We start from the raw sequence: 15,880 nt of genomic DNA, 5'->3' as shown, positions 1-15,880 counted from the left end.
CCCGGATCAAGTCCGGGGTGACGCCATCTTCCATCGGGTCAGCCCTTGTACGTTACCTTCTTCACCGCCGCGACGACGTCGGCCGCCTTGATCAGCGCCGCCTTCTCGAGGTTCGCCGCATAGGGCATGGGCACGTCGGCATTGGTCACGCGCACGACCGGCGCGTCGAGGTCGTCGAAGCCCTCTTCCATGCAGATGGCGATGATCTCGCTGGCGATCGAGCAGGTCGGCCAGCCTTCCTCGACCACCACCATGCGGTTGGTCTTCTTGAGGCTTACCAGCACCGCCGCCTTGTCGAGCGGGCGCAGGGTGCGCAGGTCGATGACCTCGGCGTCGATCCCCTCGCCGGCAAGGCTTTCGGCCGCCTCGAGCGCCAGGCCCACCCCGATCGAATAGCTGACGATGGTGACGTCCTTGCCCTCGCGCATCGTCCGGGCCTTCCCGATCGGCAGCACCCAGTCGTGGACCTGCGGAAGCTCGAACGAATGGCCGTAGAGCAGTTCGTTCTCGAGGAAGACCACCGGATCCTCGCTGCGGATCGCGGCCTTGAGCAGGCCCTTGGCATCGGCCGCGTCATAGGGCGCGATCACGATCAGGCCGGGCACGCTCGCATACCAGGGCGCGTAATTCTGGCTGTGCTGCGCGGCGACCCGGCTGGCGGCGCCATTGGGACCGCGGAACACGATCGGGCAGCGCATCTGGCCGCCCGACATGTAGTTGGTCTTGGCCGCCGAATTGATGATGTGGTCGATCGCCTGCATGGCGAAGTTGAAGGTCATGAACTCGATGATGGGCTTCAAACCGCCCATCGCCGCGCCTGTGCCGAGGCCGGCAAAGCCATATTCGGTGATCGGGGTGTCGATCACGCGCTTGGGCCCGAACTCCTCGAGCAGGCCCTGGGTCACCTTGTAGGCGCCCTGATATTGCGCGACTTCCTCGCCCATCACGAAGACGCGCTCGTCCTTGCGCATCTCCTCGGCCATGGCATCGCGCAATGCCTCGCGCAGCGTCAGCTTCTGCATCGGCGTGCCCGCGGGGACCTGCGGGTCGGCCGGACGGACCTTGGCGGCGAGCTGGGTGGTGCCGGTCTCGGCCTTCTTGGGCTGCGCCGGCGCTTCGGCCTGCTGGTCCGACGGTACCGTCGCCCCGGCGGAGGCCGGGGCCTCGGGCGTCGGAGCACTGTCGGCCGAGGTGGCCGGCTGCGCGGGCGCGGCCTCGGCGGCATCCCCGCCCATCAGCGCGATGGCCGTCCCGACCTTCACCCCGTCGGTGCCCTCGGGAACGAGGATCTTCGAGATCACCCCCTCGTCGACCGCCTCGAACTCCATGGTCGCCTTGTCGGTCTCGATCTCGGCGAGGATGTCGCCGCTCGACACGGTGTCGCCTTCCTTGACCAGCCACTTGGCCAACGTCCCTTCCTCCATGGTCGGGGACAGGGCCGGCATCTTCAGTTCGACGCCCATCAGTAATTCTCCACCAGGACGTCAGTGTAGAGCTCGGCCGCCTCGGGCTCGGGCGCCTCTTCGGCAAACTTCGCGGCTTCCACCACGATGTCCTTGATTTCCTTGTCGATTGCCTTGAGCTCTTCTTCGGCCACCCCCATCGCGACCAGCTCCTTTTCGGCGCGCTGGATCGGGTCCTGGTTCTCGCGGTAGCTCTGCACTTCCTCGCGGGTCCGGTACTTGGCCGGATCGCTCATCGAGTGGCCGCGATAGCGATAAGTCTTGAGTTCGAGGATGATCGGGCCCTTGCCCGCGCGGGTCCAGTCGAGCGCGACCTGCGCCGCGCCGCGCACCGCCAGCACGTCCATGCCGTCGACCTGGATGCCGGGGATGCGGAAGCTCTCGCCGCGGCGATAGAATTCGGGTTCGGAAGCCGAGCGCTCGACGCTGGTGCCCATGGCGTAATGGTTGTTCTCGATCGCGTAGATGACCGGCAGCTTCCACAGCTCGGCCATGTTGAAGCTCTCGTAGACCTGCCCCTGGTTGGCCGCACCGTCGCCGAAATAGGACAGGCACACGCCGCCATCGGCGCTATACTGGTGCTTGAAGGCGAGGCCGGTGCCCAGGGACACCTGCGCGCCGACGATGCCGTGGCCGCCGTAGAAGCCGTGCTCGACACTGAACATGTGCATCGAGCCGCCCTTGCCCTTGGAGATGCCGGCGGCGCGGCCGGTCAGCTCGGCCATGATGACCTTGGGGTCGATCCCGTAGGCGAGCATGTGGCCATGATCGCGATAGCCGGTGATGACGCTGTCCTTGCCGACTTCCATCGCGCTCTGCAGCCCGACTGCGACCGCTTCCTGGCCGATGTAGAGGTGGCAGAAGCCGCCGATGAAGCCGAGGCCGTAGAGCTGGCCGGCGCGCTCCTCGAAGCGGCGGATCAGCAGCATCTGGCGATAGAAGCCGAGCAGCTCCTCCTTGCTCGCCTGGTAGCGCTGCGGCTCCGGTGGCCGTTCGCGATTGGGAGTCAAAGGAACGGCCTCGGCGGCCTTCTTGGGCGTACGCGCCACGTGTCTACCTCGTCGATTGGATCGCCGGTCCTATAGGAGCGCCGACGCGAGGCGTGCAACCTCGCGCATACGTCTGCATCAGTCCTCGAGGGGAACGATCACCTCGTCGGGACGGACCAGGCCGAGGTCCTTGCGAATCAGTTCGTCGGCCATGTCGGGATCGGCCTTGCGCGGGTCGAGCAGCGCCGAGCGGTGCTTCAACTGGCTCCGTTCGGCCTCGAGCTTCGCCAGTTCCTGTTTCTTCGCGGCGAGGTCGCGGTGATAGCCGCCCCAGGCCAGCAGGCCGTTGGGCCCGGCCACCGCATGGCCGGCGAAGGTGCCGATGATGAGCAGCGACACCGCGGGCCACATCGCCCGGCGGATCAGGCCTCGTGCCTGGCTCACTGCTCCCCTTCCCATAAAAGGACAGAATCAGACTTGAGTCGGCGGCGCAAGGGGTTCGATTCGCAACGGCAATAAAAATGCGACTTTTATTTCGTCATCCCGGCCTTGAGCCGGGATCCGCCTGCCTTCGCGCGACACGGTGAACGCCAAGAAAAGGCTGACCCCGGATCAAGTCCGGGGTGACGGTTCGCGGCCGCTCAGCCCCCGTAAGCCTTGACCGCCGCCCGGCCCGGATAGCGCGCGGCGTCGCCGAGCTCTTCCTCGATCCGGAGCAGCTGGTTGTACTTGGCGGTGCGGTCCGAGCGCGCGAGGCTGCCGGTCTTGATCTGGCCGCAGGCGAGCGCGACCGCGAGGTCGGCGATGGTCGAATCCTCGGTCTCGCCCGAACGATGGCTCATCACCGCGGTATAGCCGCTGGTCTGCGCCAGCCGGACCGCGTCGATCGTCTCGGTCAGCGTCCCGATCTGGTTGACCTTGACCAGGATCGAATTGGCGATGCCCCCCTCGATCCCCTGCCGCAGCCGGTCCTCGTTGGTGACGAACAGATCGTCGCCGACCAGCTGCACGCGATTGCCGATGAGGTCGGTCAGCGCCTTCCACCCCGCCATGTCGTCTTCGGCCATGCCGTCCTCGATCGAGGCGATCGGATAGTCGTTCGCCAGCCCCTCGAGGAAGCGGGCCATGCCCTCGCCGTCGAGGGTCTGCCCCTCGCCGGTCATGGCGTAGCGCCCATCCTTGAAGAATTCGGTCGCGGCGCAGTCGAGCGCGATCAGCACGTCGTCGCCGAGATTGTAGCCGGCCGCATTCACCGCCTCGCCGATGAAGTCGAGGGCGGCGCGGGCGCTGGCGATGTTGGGCGCGAAGCCGCCCTCGTCGCCGACCGCGGTCGACAGGCCCGCGGCGTGGAGCTTGCCCTTGAGCGCATGGAAGATCTCCGCCCCGCAGCGCAGCGCCTCGCCGAAGGTCTCGGCGCCGACCGGCATGATCATGAATTCCTGGAAGTCGATCGGATTGTCGGCATGCGCGCCGCCGTTCAGGATGTTCATCATCGGCACCGGCAGCGTGTCCGCCGCGACCCCGCCCACATAACGGTAGAGCGGAAGGCCGCGGGCCTCGGCCGCCGCTTTGGCGGTCGCAAGGCTGACGCCGAGTATCGCATTGGCCCCCAGGCGGCCCTTGTTTTCGGTCCCGTCGAGCCCGATCATCTCGGCGTCGATCTCGGCCTGGTCCTCGGCCTCGAAGCCGAGCAGCGCCTCGGCGATCTCGCCGTTGACCGCGGCGACCGCTTGTCCGACGCCCTTCCCGCCCCACAGCCCCTTGTCGCCGTCGCGCAGTTCGACCGCCTCGTGCGCGCCGGTCGAGGCGCCCGAGGGCACCGCCGCGCGGCCCATGCTGCCGTCCTCCAGCGTCACGTCGACCTCCACCGTCGGATTGCCGCGGCTGTCGAGGATCTGACGGGCATGGATGTCGAGGATCGCGGTCATGGGGGCATGCACTCCGGGGCAAAATTCGTTACGGTGGCCAAAGGACTTGAACGGTCCGCCGCGGGCCCCGATCTGCCGAATAAGGCCGGAACGGCGCCCGCTGCTGGCTCGTTATCGGCAGCGGTTAGAGTTTTCCAGCGTAGAAGGAAAAGGAGAGGCTTGATGGCCGACACGACAAACACCCTGCCCGAGGGCACCGACACGATCCTCGATGCCGGTGCGACCACCGGTACGACCGGCGCGCGCGCAGGCACCAAGGCCAGCACCAGCCAGTCCAACGCGCTGATCAGCGCGGGCGATGCCGATTATGACGCGGGCGACAGCGCGTCGGGCGGCGGCATCCGCGGCATGCTCAGCAACGTCACCACCAAGGCCCGTGACGAGGCAACCGGGCGCGCCCGCGGCTTCGTCGGCGACAGCCTCAAGAGCGGCTCGGCGACGCTCGGCAACATCTCGACCCTGATCGGTGACACCGTTGCCCAGATCGAGGAGAAGCTCGGGCCGCAATATGCCGGCTATGCCCGCAGCGCGAGCGAGACGGTCCAGCGTTATGCGACCAGCCTCGAGAACAAGGATCCCGACGAGCTGGTCGACGATGCGCGCGAGCTGGTCCGCAAGAGCCCGGGCGTGGCGCTCGCCGGCGCGGCGATCATCGGCTTCGGGCTGATCCGGCTTCTGAAGGCCGGCATGCCCGACGACGAGGCGGCCGAGCGCCGCGCCGCCCGTCGCAAGTCGAACGACTAGGCCGGCGCTTGATGCTCAAGCCTGCCGATGGGTCCGCTCCGGGCGGCAAGGACGAGGGGATCGGCGATCTCCTTGGCCGCCTGGTCGCGGACGGCAAGGCCTATGCCCGGGCCGAGGTCGACTATGTGAAGACCCTCGGCGCCGAGAAGGCCGGCGCGTACAAGGCGCCGGCCGTTCTCGGGGTGCTGGCCCTGCTCTTCGCCCATGCCGCCTTCCTCACCCTCTGCGCGCTCGTCTGGGTCGCGTTGGCGCAGGTGATGAATGCGGCGCTGGCGGGCCTGCTGACCCTGGTCATCCTCGGCGGCCTCGCGGGCCTTTTGGGCTACCTCGCTTATGCGAAGCTGCCCAAGGGAGCCGCGAAATGAGCGACGCCAAGGACATCCGCATCGCCCGCGCCCGAGGGCAAGCCGACGCGGCCAAGGTCCGGCTGATGGCGACCCTCGACGAGGTGAAGGCGAGGCTCGCCCCTGGCCGGCTCACCTCGGACGCGGTGCAGAGCGTCAAGGACAAGGGGCTGGTCGTCGCCGACGAGACCGTGACCGCGGTCAAGGACCGTCCGCTGATGGCGGCGGGGATCGCCGCCGCGGCGGCCGCCTTCATCGCCCGGCGTCCGCTCGCCGCGGCGGTCGGGCGCTGGCTCGGCGGCGACGAGGACGATTTCACGAACAAGGAGCGCGCCAAGGCTGGCGCCGACAAGGAGTAGAGTGATGGCGAAGACCGATGCGTATCAGAACAACCACGAGACCGCGCCGCAGGCGAGCGGCCTCGCCGACCGTTTCGCCGGGCTCGGCGACAGCGCCGCGAGCCAGATCGACAACAGCCCGCTGATCGCGCTTGGCGCGGGGCTGGCGCTCGGCGCGGTGCTCGGCGCGGTGCTGCCCGCCAGCCGCAAGGAGCGCGAACTGCTCCAGCCGCTGGGCTCGAAGATCACCGAGGCCGGCAGCGGCGCGCTCGACCGCGGCCGCGGCATGGCCAAGCAGAAGTTCGACGAAATGGCGGGCGACAAGCTCCGCGAATTCCTCGGCGCGAGCTCGACCACGTCGAACGCCTGATCTTTATGCGTCGTCCCGGCGAAGGCCGGGACCTCAGGAGGCGTGGCGCCATTTGCCTGGGGTCCCGGCTTCCGCTGGGACGACGCTATTTATTGCGCCGAGGTCCCATGCTACCGGCCCGCGCATGAGCAAACTCCACCTCGTGTTCGGGGGCAAGGTGAAGGACCCGACGGGTCTCGAATTCACCGACCTTCCCAATCTCCACATCGTCGGCATGTTCGACAATTACGCCGACGCCGAAGACGCCTGGCGCGCCCAGGCCCAGCGCACGGTCGACGACGCCGAGATGAAATATGTGGTGGTCCACCTCCACCGGCTGCTCGAGCCCGAGGCCTGAACAAGCGGTCCCGGCGATGCGCGACGAGCCTTGGTTCATCTACACGCTTGAAGAGACCCGTTTCCGCGCCGCCCCGGCGCGTTGGGAAGGCTGGGCCGTTCTGGTCGGCGGGCTCCTCTTCTCCATATTCGGGATGATTGCCTCGATCGCCCTGACCGAGGGGCTACCGCTGGCGCTCCGGATCTTCGCGGCGGCGCTGCCAAAGCTCGTTGGGATCGGCCTCATCCTGCTGATCGCCTACCGGACCGGTCGCCCGTCCCGCTAGGCCTTCCGATAGCGCCAGAGCAGCAGCGGCCGCTGCAGCAGCAGGCCGGCGAGGAAGCCGCCGACATGCGCCGGGGTTGCCAGCAGCATCCCCTGCTGCCCCGCCGACCAGCCGATCACCACCTGCAGCACCGTCCACGCGACCGCCAGCCAGGCGATGTGGATCCAGCGATTGAGGCGCAGGTTCTTCGTGACGAGCTTGGCGCGTCCGAAGCTCAGCGCATAGGCGCCGATCAGCGCGCTGATCGCCCCGCTCGCGCCGATCACCGGATTGACCTCGAGCGGGTTGGCCGCCCACTGCGCGACCATCGCGCAATAGCCGCCGAGCACGTAGAGGAAGGCGAGCGAGCCACGGCCGAGCACGCGTTCGACCGCCAGCCCGCACCATACCAGCATCAGCATGTTGAAGCTGAGATGCGCCCAGCTGCCGTGAACCAGCGTCGCGGTCAGCGGGGTCAGCAGCACCGGGACTTCGTCGAAGGGAATGGCGAGCCCGCCCACCCGCGCCGGGATGAACCCCAGCGAAAGGATCGCGTGCGGGCCCAGGGCGCCTAGGAAGATGACGGCGCTGACGAGGGTCGTGACCGCCGCCAGCCAGAACGTCACGGTGCGGGTGAAGGCCGGCACGGCCCTAGACGAACTCGATCCCGGCGATCTCGTAATAGCGGTCACCGCTCGGGGTCGTCACCTCGACCTCGTCGCCGACTTGGCGGCCGATGAGCGCGCGGCCGAGCGGGCTGTTGTAGCTGATCCGGCCGTCCTTGGCGTTCGCCTCCTGCTGGCCGACGAGCTGGTAGCGGACCGGCTTGTCGTCCTCGTCGACGAGGTTGACCGTGGCCCCGAACACGACCTTGTCGCCCGACAGGGTGGTCGGGTCGATCACCAGCGCACGCGCCAGCCGGTCCTCGATGTCGGCGATCTGCGCCTCGACCTGGCCCTGCCGTTCCTTGGCGGCATGATATTCGGCATTTTCGCTGAGGTCGCCATGGGCGCGGGCTTCCTCGATCGCATCGACGATCTCAGGCCGCTCCTGCTTGAGGCGCTTCAGTTCTTCCTCGAGCAGCCGATAGCCTTCGGCCAGCATCGGCACCTTTTCACTCGCCATGAACGCCCCTTGTCCTTCTCAAAAATCTGGCTCTCCCGCCTGGTCAGCGGGCCCGTGGGTCCGGAGGTGAAGGGAGAGCTCTATACGCGGGCGGAATAATAAGACTGCAGCGAGCGGACTTCAAGCGAGCGGCCCCGCGCGGCCCTTATCGCCCGCGCCATCGCCTGCGCCGCGGCCACCGTGGTGACGTAGGGCACCTTGCGGTTGAGCGCGGTGGCGCGGATCGACTGGCTGTCCTTCAAACTCTGCCAGCCCTCGGTGGTGTTGAAGATCAGGCTCACCCCGCCGTCGACGATCCGGTCGACGATGTGCGGCCGCCCCTGCGCCACCTTGTTGACCTTGGTGACGGCCAGCCCGCGCGCGGCGAGATGGTCGTGGGTGCCGCCGGTCGCGATCACCTCGAAGCCCAAATCGAGCATCGCCTCCACCGCAGGGACGATCCCTTCCTTGTCGCTGTCCTTGACCGACACGAACAGGGTGCCCGACTGCGGCATGACCGTGCCCGCACCGATCTGGCTCTTGGCGAAGGCCATTTCGAAATCGCCCGCGATTCCCATGACTTCACCGGTCGACTTCATCTCGGGTCCGAGCACGGGGTCGGTGCCGGGGAAGCGTGCGAAGGGGAAGACGCTCTCCTTCACCGCGACATGGGCGATGTTGCGGTCGATCCCCGGCAGGCTGGCAAGCGGCTCGCCCGCCATCACCCGCGCGGCGATCTTGGCGACCGGGGTCCCGATCGCCTTGGCGGTGAAGGGCACGGTCCGGCTGGCGCGCGGATTGACCTCGATGAGATAGAGTTCGCCGTCCTTGACCGCATATTGGACGTTCATGAGGCCCTTGACCTTGAGCTCGAGCGCGAGCGCCCTGGTCTGGCGCTCGATCTCGGCGACGATGGCCGGCGACAGGCTGTGCGGCGGGATCGAGCAGGCGCTGTCGCCCGAATGGACCCCGGCTTCCTCGATATGCTCGAGCACGCCCGCCAGCACCACGTCGGTCCCGTCGCAGATGGCGTCGACGTCGACCTCGGTCGCATCGCGCAGGTAACGGTCGACGAGGACCGGGCTGTCGCCCGACACCTGCACCGCGGTCGCGATATAATGTTCGAGCTGGGACGGGCCGTCGACGATCTCCATCGCGCGGCCGCCGAGCACGTAGCTCGGGCGCAGCAGCACCGGATAGCCGATCCGCTCGGCGACCTTGAGCGCTTCCTCGCGGCTGCGGGCGATGCCGTTCTCGGGTTGGCGGAGGCCGAGGCGGTTGACCAGGGCCGAGAAGCGCTCGCGGTCCTCTGCCAGGTCGATGCTGTCGGGCGAAGTGCCGAGGATCGGGATGCCCGCCTTCTGCAGCCCCGCGGCGAGCTTGAGCGGAGTCTGCCCGCCCAGCTGCACGATCACCCCGACCAGCTCGCCCTTCTCGGCCTCGCGGGTGACGATTTCGAGCACGTCCTCATGCGTCAGCGGCTCGAAATAGAGCCGGTCCGACGTGTCGGGATCGGTCGAGACGGTCTCGGGATTGCAATTGACCATGATGGTCTCGAACCCCGCGTCCCTGAGCGCGAAGGCGGCGTGGCAGCAGCAATAGTCGAACTCGATCCCCTGCCCGATCCGGTTCGGACCGCCGCCGAGGATCACGATCTTGCGCCTGTCGCTGATTTCCGCCTCGTCCTCGGGCTCGCCGAACAATGGCGCCTCATAGGTCGAATAGAGATAGGGAGTGGAGGCGTCGAACTCGGCCGCGCAGCTGTCGATGCGCTTGTAGACCGGCCGCACGCCGAGCTTCAGCCGGTGCTTCAGCACCTCGGCCTCGGTCACGCCGCCGGTCATCGCGCGCATCGCGGCATGGACCACGCCCCCGCCCCGCGCCTGCAACTCGCCCATCTCGCGGTTCATGCCGGTCGAGCGGAGCGACAATTGCGCCAGCCGCGCGTCCGAAAAGCCCATCGCCTTCAGCCGCCGCATCCCCGCCGGGTCATTGGGGAGCCCGAAGGCGCGGACCTGCCCCTCGGCGCGGACGATCTCGGCCAGCCGCTCGAGGAACCAGGGATCGAAGCCGGCAATGGCGTTGATCCGCTCGACGCTCAGCCCATGGCGGAGCGCCTCGGCGGCGACCAGCAGCCGGTCGGGCGTCGGCACCGCCAGCGCGGCCTCGACCTCTTCCGGCGCGGCATTTTCGAGGTGCCGCACGCGGTCCAGCCCGCACAGCCCGATCTCGAGCCCGCGCAGCGCCTTCTGCAAGCTTTCGGCGAAGCTGCGGCCGATCGCCATCACCTCACCGACCGACTTCATCGCGGTCGAGAGCTCGGCCTTGGACCCGGCGAACTTCTCGAAGGTGAAGCGCGGGATCTTGGTGACCACATAGTCGATGGTCGGCTCGAAGCTCGCCGGGGTCGCGCCGCCGGTGATGTCGTTCGCGATCTCGTCGAGGGTGTAGCCCACCGCCAGCTTGGCCGCGACCTTGGCGATCGGGAAGCCGGTCGCCTTGGAAGCCAGCGCCGAGGAGCGCGACACGCGCGGGTTCATCTCGATCACGACCATCCGCCCGGTCTTGGGATCGACCGCGAACTGGACGTTGGAACCGCCTGTTTCGACACCGATTTCCCGCAGCACGGCGATGCTCGCCGAGCGCATGCGCTGATATTCCTTGTCGGTCAGCGTCAGCGCCGGGGCGACGGTAATCGAATCCCCAGTATGCACGCCCATCGGATCGACATTCTCGATCGAGCAGATGATGATTGCATTGTCCGCGCGGTCGCGGACAACCTCCATCTCATATTCCTTCCACCCGACGAGGCTCTCGTCGATCAGCACCTCGGTGGTGGGCGAGGCCTCGAGCCCGGTGCGGATGAAGTGGAGATATTCGTCGCGGTTGTAGGCGATCCCGCCCCCGGTCCCGCCGAGCGTGAAGCTCGGCCGGATCACCGCGGGCAGCCCCACCGTCTCGATCGCCGCCATCGCCTCGGCCTCGCTGTGCGCGATCGCGGACTTCGGGCTTTCGAGCCCGATCCGGTCCATCGCGTCGCGGAATTTCTGCCGGTCCTCGGCCTTCTCGATCGCCGCCGCATTGGCGCCGATCAGCTCGACGCCCAGCCGGTCCAGCGTCCCGTCCTTGTAGAGCGACAGCGCCGTATTGAGCGCGGTCTGCCCGCCCATGGTCGGAAGCAGCGCATCAGGCTTCTCCGCCTCGATGATCCGCGCCACCACCTCCGGCGTGATCGGCTCGATGTAGGTCGCGTCGGCGAGCTCCGGATCGGTCATGATCGTCGCCGGGTTCGAGTTGACCACGATGACGCGATAGCCCTCGGCCTTCAGCGCCTTGACCGCCTGGCTGCCCGAATAATCGAACTCCGCCGCCTGCCCGATGACGATCGGACCGGCGCCGATGATGAGGATGGAGGAGATGTCGGTGCGGCGGGGCATCTTACTTCTTTGCCTCTGGGGGTAATTGCATGGAGATGATTGTAACCCCTGAACCAGCTTCGTTTTTCAGCGCGGAACACCGGCCAAAATCGACACCGTCGTAGGGTTTTTTACGTAGTGCTTCGGCCTTTGCCTTCTGAAATTGATCGACGGTCACCCCGCATCCTTGCGCTATCTCTTCGTTGCTCGGGGTGCGAAATGACGCGATCACTTGCTCAAGGTCATCGCAGGCGCCAAGCGACAGAAGGGCTAGCAGCGCCAGCACTCCCTTCACCGCATCATCCCCACGAACCGCTCGAATAGATAGAAACTGTCCTGCGGCCCCGGGCTCGCCTCGGGGTGATATTGCACGCTGAACGCCGGCCGGTCGGTGAGTTCGATCCCGCAATTGGACCCGTCGAAGAGCGACACATGCGTCTCGCGCACGTTATTCGGCATGCCCTCGCGCTCGACGGCGAAGCCGTGGTTCATGCTGGTGATCTCGACCGCCCCGTCGGCGAGGCGCTTGACCGGGTGGTTGGCGCCGCGGTGGCCTTGGAACATCTTGGCCGTCTTGCCCCCAACCGCGAGCGCGAGGAGCTGGTGGCCGAGGCAGATGCCGAACAATGGCTTGCCCGTCTCCAGCATCGCCCTGATCACCGGAATGGCATATTCCCCCGTCGCCGCCGGATCGCCCGGCCCGTTCGAGAGGAAGAAGCCGTCGGGCTCATGCACCATCACTTCGTCGAACGAGGCGGTTGCCGGCAGGATCGTCACCCGCGCGCCCGCCTCGACCAGGTTGCGGAAGATGTTGCGCTTGGCGCCATAGTCGATGGCGACGACGTGGGGGGTGGTGTGCGGCCCTTCGACTTCGCTCAGGGCGAACGAACCATTCTCAACCTCGTTCGTGCTGAGCGAAGTCGAAGCACGCTCGCGCTCCTCGCCCGCATAGCCCAGCTCGATCGTCCACTTGCCCCCGCTCCACACACGCAGCTGCTCGCACGAGACGTCCTTGGCGAGGTCCATCCCCTCGAGCCCGGGCCACTCCGCCGCCATCTTCACGAGCGCGGGAATATCGAACTTCCCCTCGGCATCATGCGCGATGACCACCGTCGGCGGCCCCTCGCGGCGCACCAGCCGGGTCAGCGCGCGCGTATCGATCCCCGACAGCCCGATCCGGCCGTGGCGCTGCATCCAGGTCGGAAAATCGACCTTGGCGCGGAAATTGCTCGGACCCGTCACGCCTTCGCGGACGATCGCGCCCACCGCATGGGGATCGTCGGCCTCGACGTCCTCGTCGTTCGCCCCGACATTGCCGATGTGCGGAAAGGTGAAGCAAATGACCTGCCGCGCGAACGAGGGATCGGTCATCACCTCCTGGTAGCCGGTCATGGCGGTGTGGAAGCAGAGCTCGGCCACTTCCGCGCCCTCGGCCCCGAATCCCCTGCCCCAGACCACGCGCCCATCGGCGAAAACGAGGGCGCCAGTGGCTCCCGGGGGCGCAGCGTCGGGCGCAGGATTGGCCATCGGCAGGAGGGCTCCTTCGATCAGGGTTTTTGGCGATGTCGCTAAGCCGCCGCCGCTAGGGCTTCGCGCGGTGCTGGTCAACTGCGCGCATCCAAAAACCTCGAAGGATGGTCAACGGGAGCGTTGATGATTAACGGGCTTTTCCATGATCCGAGACACCATCAAGACCGCCCTCGTCACCGCCATGAAGGGCGGTGACAAGGCCAGCACCGCCACCATCCGCCTGATCCAGAGCGCGATCAAGAACCGCGACATCGAGCTGCGCACCGCCGCCGCCCCGGTCGACGACGACGCGCTGGTCACCGAAGTCCTCCAGAAGATGATCAAGCAGCGCCGCGAGTCGGTCACCATGTACCGCCAAGGCAACCGCGAGGAACTCGCCGCCCAGGAAGAAGCCGAGATCGCGGTCATCGAACGGTTCCTCCCCGCGCAGCTGTCCGACGAGGAGGCTTCGGCCAAGGTCCGCGAGATCATCGCCGAACTGGGCGCGTCGAGCATGAAGGACATGGGCCGGGTGATGGCCGCGGTGAAGGAACGGCTGGGCACCAGCATCGAACCCGCGCGGGCGAGCGGACTGGTGAAAGGGGCGCTGGCGGGCTGAGGTTCGGCCAGCGTGCTTCGACTTCGCTCAGCACGAACGAGATTGATTGCGTAACGGATCTCGTTCGCCCTGAGCGAAATCGAAGGGCGCTTGCACCAAGCCGTCCATCCCCTCATCGTTCGCCCTGAGCGAAGTCGAAGGGCGCTTGCACCAAGCCGTCCATCCCCTCATCGTTCGCCCTGAGCGAAGTCGAAGGGCGCGGGCGCGAACGCCTCCACATGCAACTGCATTTCTGGGTCTACATGCTGCGCTGTTCGGACGGCTCTTACTATGTCGGACAAACCGACGACCTCGAGAAGCGGCTGGCCGAGCATCAGGACGGCCTGCACGAGGGCTACACGCGCAGGCGTCGGCCAGTCCGTCTTGTCTGGTCCGAGTCTACGGGCAGGCGCGAAGAGGCGCTCGCGTTCGAGCGACGCATCAAGGGCTGGACCCGCGCGAAGAAGGAAGCGCTGATTATCGGCGATTGGGAGACCATCAAGGCGCTGTCGGAGCCGCCGCACGAGCGTGCTTCGACTTCGCTCAGCACGAACGAACCGTGTAAGATGATCCCGAATCCTCGTTCGTCCTGAGCGAAGTCGAAGGACGCCCTCACCGCCCCATGCTGACCCCCTCCTTCCTCGACGAACTGCGCGCCCGGACCACGCTCAGCGCGGTCATCTCTCCGCACGTCAAGCTCCTCCGCGCGGGCCGTGAGTGGAAGGCCTGCTGCCCGTTCCACAACGAGAAGACCCCGAGCTTCACCGTCAACGACGAGAAGCATTTCTACCATTGCTTCGGCTGCGGCGCGCATGGCGACGCGATCCGGTTCCTGACCGAGAATCGCGGCCTCCCCTTCATGGACGCGGTGAAGGAGCTTGCCGCCGCCGCCGGGCTCGAGGTCCCCGCCGCCGACCCGCGCGCGCAGGAAAAGGCCAAGCGCCAGGCGACGCTCCACGACGTCATGGCCGATGCGGCTGCCTGGTTCGCCGAGCAGCTCGACGGGATCGATGGCGCCGAGGCCCGCGCCTACTGCAGCAAGCGCGGCATCGGCGCGGCGGCGATCAAGCGCTTCGGGATCGGCTTCGCCCCCGACCGCCGCAACGGGCTGAGGAAAGCGCTCGAACGCCATGGCGACGACAAGCTGATCGAGTGCGGCCTCCTCATCCGGATCGAGGACGAACCGAAGAAGGAGCCCTATGACCGCTTCCGCGGGCGGCTGATGATCCCGATCCGCGATGCCCGCGGCCGGGTGATCGGCTTCGGCGGGCGGATCCTCGGGGCCGGCGAACCCAAATATCTCAACTCCCCCGAGACCGTCCTCTTCGACAAGGGGAGTTCGCTCTACAACATCGACCGCGCCTCCCCCGCCTCGAGGGCCTCCAAGCGGCTGATCGTGGTCGAGGGCTATATGGACGTGATCGGGCTCGACCGCGGCGGGATTGCCGAGGTCGTCGCGCCCAACGGTACCGCGCTCACCGAACGCCAGCTCGAGCTATTATGGAGGATGGACCCCTCGCCCATCCTCTGCTTCGACGGCGACGCCGCCGGGCAGAAGGCCGCGATCCGCGCCGCCGCCCGCGCGCTGCCGATGCTCGGCCCCGAGCGCACCCTCTCCTTCGTCGCGCTGCCCGAGGGGCAGGATCCCGACGACCTCGTCAACTCGGGCGGCCGCGACGCGGTCGAGGCGTTGCTCGCCGCCCCCGAGCCGCTGGTCGACCGCCTGTGGCGCCACGAGGTCGACGCCACCCCGCTCGCCACGCCCGAGCAGCGCGCGGGCCTCAAGCAGCGGCTGATCGACCATGCCGCCGCGATCGGCGACCGCTCGCTGTCGCAGCTCTACCGCGACGAGTGGATGGAGCGCTTCTTCGCGCTGACCCGCCGCGATCGCGGGGCCGCGCCCTCGCCCGGCGCTCCTTTCACCCCCCAGCGCCGCGGGACCTGGGTCAAGGGCAAGGGCTTCGTGCCGCCTGAAAAGCCGCTCGAGGATGCGACACTGGCGATCGGCCGCGACAGCGTCGGCCCCCACGAGGCCCGCGCCATCGCCGCCGGGCTCACCCTTTTCCCCGACCTCCTGATGGAGGAAGCCGAACTGCTGGGCGCCCTCCCCTTCGCCGATCCTGTCGCCGAGGCGCTGAAGCAGAGGCTGCTCGACGCCGCGCTCTCGGGCCGCCCCCTTGATTCGCAGGGGCTTCTTCCCATCTTGTCGGAAGCTCGGACCGCCAAGCTCCTGTCAGAGGTGCAGCGTGGAACGGGCGTGGTCTTCTCCTTCAACCGCAACGAGACCGATCCGGCACGCGGCCGGGCCGACCTCAAGGCCGTGATCGAGCTGCTCGGCGCACGGCGGGAAATCGCCATTGCGCTGGCGACAGCGACGCGGCGGGTGGCCGAGGGAGACGAGGCGGCTGTGGCCGAACAGCATCGGCTGGCGCAGGCGAATCAAGAGACCATCAAGAGACTGGCAGATTTCAGCAATCCCGATTAAGCGCAGCACCC

At 67.4% G+C, this 15,880-nt stretch carries 18 protein-coding genes; 9 read left to right on the top strand and 9 right to left on the bottom strand.

Going from position 1 to position 15,880, the window contains the following annotated elements; translation table 11 throughout:
* Positions 1–38: 38 nt before the first annotated feature.
* The 4 genes from BS69_RS0111780 to eno form a co-directional block, all read right to left on the bottom strand.
* Positions 39–1,463 (bottom strand): pyruvate dehydrogenase complex E1 component subunit beta, encoded by a 1,425-nt coding sequence (locus BS69_RS0111780; protein WP_029942151.1) that lies wholly within the window; start codon positions 1,461–1,463, stop codon positions 39–41.
* Complete coding sequence (pdhA, locus tag BS69_RS0111775) at positions 1,463–2,512, bottom strand: pyruvate dehydrogenase (acetyl-transferring) E1 component subunit alpha (protein ID WP_029942150.1); 1,050 nt, start codon at positions 2,510–2,512, stop codon at positions 1,463–1,465. Before pdhA ends, BS69_RS0111780 begins: the two co-directional genes overlap by 1 nt.
* Positions 2,513–2,590: 78 nt before the next feature.
* The gene (locus BS69_RS0111770; RefSeq protein ID WP_342665829.1) at positions 2,591–2,896 is read right to left on the bottom strand and encodes an FtsB family cell division protein; all 306 of its coding nucleotides are present in this window, start codon (positions 2,894–2,896) and stop codon (positions 2,591–2,593) included.
* Between the two features lie 197 nt (positions 2,897–3,093).
* On the bottom strand, positions 3,094–4,380 hold the full coding sequence (eno, locus tag BS69_RS0111765) for a phosphopyruvate hydratase (RefSeq protein WP_029942148.1): 1,287 nt from the start codon (positions 4,378–4,380) through the stop codon (positions 3,094–3,096).
* A 162-nt stretch (positions 4,381–4,542) separates the two neighbouring features.
* Here eno and BS69_RS13795 point away from each other — a divergent pair, with 162 nt between their 5' ends.
* The 6 genes from BS69_RS13795 (at position 4,543) to BS69_RS0111735 (ending at position 6,778) form a co-directional block, all read left to right on the top strand.
* The gene (locus tag BS69_RS13795) at positions 4,543–5,124 is read left to right on the top strand and encodes a hypothetical protein (RefSeq protein WP_051676785.1); all 582 of its coding nucleotides are present in this window, start codon (positions 4,543–4,545) and stop codon (positions 5,122–5,124) included.
* A gap of 11 nt (positions 5,125–5,135) precedes the next feature.
* A complete protein-coding gene (locus BS69_RS0111755; RefSeq protein WP_029942146.1) occupies positions 5,136–5,489 on the top strand; it encodes a phage holin family protein in 354 nt (117 codons plus the stop codon).
* Positions 5,486–5,827, top strand: a complete 342-nt coding sequence (locus tag BS69_RS0111750; RefSeq protein WP_051676784.1) for a hypothetical protein — start codon at positions 5,486–5,488, stop codon at positions 5,825–5,827. Before BS69_RS0111755 ends, BS69_RS0111750 begins: the two co-directional genes overlap by 4 nt.
* Before the next feature lie 4 nt (positions 5,828–5,831).
* Positions 5,832–6,176, top strand: a complete 345-nt coding sequence (locus BS69_RS0111745; RefSeq protein ID WP_156957023.1) for a hypothetical protein — start codon at positions 5,832–5,834, stop codon at positions 6,174–6,176.
* A gap of 124 nt (positions 6,177–6,300) precedes the next feature.
* Positions 6,301–6,513 (top strand): DUF4170 domain-containing protein, encoded by a 213-nt coding sequence (locus tag BS69_RS0111740; protein ID WP_029942143.1) that lies wholly within the window; start codon positions 6,301–6,303, stop codon positions 6,511–6,513.
* 16 nt (positions 6,514–6,529) lie between these two features.
* Complete coding sequence (locus tag BS69_RS0111735) at positions 6,530–6,778, top strand: hypothetical protein (RefSeq protein ID WP_029942142.1); 249 nt, start codon at positions 6,530–6,532, stop codon at positions 6,776–6,778.
* Here the strand turns inward: BS69_RS0111735 and BS69_RS0111730 are convergent.
* The 5 genes from BS69_RS0111730 to carA form a co-directional block, all read right to left on the bottom strand.
* Positions 6,775–7,404, bottom strand: coding sequence for a rhomboid family intramembrane serine protease (locus BS69_RS0111730; RefSeq protein WP_169738087.1), 630 nt, complete (start codon positions 7,402–7,404; stop codon positions 6,775–6,777). The genes BS69_RS0111735 and BS69_RS0111730 overlap by 4 nt on opposite strands.
* A 4-nt stretch (positions 7,405–7,408) precedes the next feature.
* Entirely contained in the window at positions 7,409–7,882 is a 474-nt protein-coding gene (greA, locus tag BS69_RS0111725; RefSeq protein ID WP_029942140.1) for a transcription elongation factor GreA, read from the bottom strand.
* A gap of 80 nt (positions 7,883–7,962) precedes the next feature.
* Positions 7,963–11,298: a carbamoyl-phosphate synthase large subunit gene (gene carB, locus BS69_RS0111720; RefSeq protein ID WP_029942139.1), complete on the bottom strand. Its 3,336-nt coding sequence runs from the start codon at positions 11,296–11,298 to the stop codon at positions 7,963–7,965.
* Between the two features lies 1 nt (position 11,299).
* On the bottom strand, positions 11,300–11,572 hold the full coding sequence (locus BS69_RS14340; protein ID WP_156957021.1) for a hypothetical protein: 273 nt from the start codon (positions 11,570–11,572) through the stop codon (positions 11,300–11,302).
* Positions 11,569–12,804, bottom strand: a complete 1,236-nt coding sequence (gene carA / locus BS69_RS0111715) for a glutamine-hydrolyzing carbamoyl-phosphate synthase small subunit (RefSeq protein WP_029942138.1) — start codon at positions 12,802–12,804, stop codon at positions 11,569–11,571. Before carA ends, BS69_RS14340 begins: the two co-directional genes overlap by 4 nt.
* A gap of 145 nt (positions 12,805–12,949) precedes the next feature.
* Here carA and BS69_RS0111710 point away from each other — a divergent pair, with 145 nt between their 5' ends.
* The 3 genes from BS69_RS0111710 to dnaG all read left to right on the top strand — a co-directional run bounded on the left by BS69_RS0111710 (position 12,950) and on the right by dnaG (position 15,869).
* The gene (locus tag BS69_RS0111710; RefSeq protein WP_029942137.1) at positions 12,950–13,405 is read left to right on the top strand and encodes a GatB/YqeY domain-containing protein; all 456 of its coding nucleotides are present in this window, start codon (positions 12,950–12,952) and stop codon (positions 13,403–13,405) included.
* A 218-nt stretch (positions 13,406–13,623) separates the two neighbouring features.
* Positions 13,624–13,977, top strand: coding sequence for a GIY-YIG nuclease family protein (locus tag BS69_RS0111705; RefSeq protein ID WP_245605161.1), 354 nt, complete (start codon positions 13,624–13,626; stop codon positions 13,975–13,977).
* A 29-nt stretch (positions 13,978–14,006) separates the two neighbouring features.
* Positions 14,007–15,869, top strand: a complete 1,863-nt coding sequence (gene dnaG, locus BS69_RS0111700; protein WP_029942135.1) for a DNA primase — start codon at positions 14,007–14,009, stop codon at positions 15,867–15,869.
* Positions 15,870–15,880 lie beyond the last annotated feature (11 nt).

Origin of the sequence: Sphingomonas astaxanthinifaciens DSM 22298 (genome assembly GCF_000711715.1) — a bacterium.
Taxonomy (GTDB): Bacteria; Pseudomonadota; Alphaproteobacteria; order Sphingomonadales; family Sphingomonadaceae; genus Sphingomicrobium; species Sphingomicrobium astaxanthinifaciens_A.
This window is presented reverse-complemented; position numbering and strand designations above follow the sequence as displayed.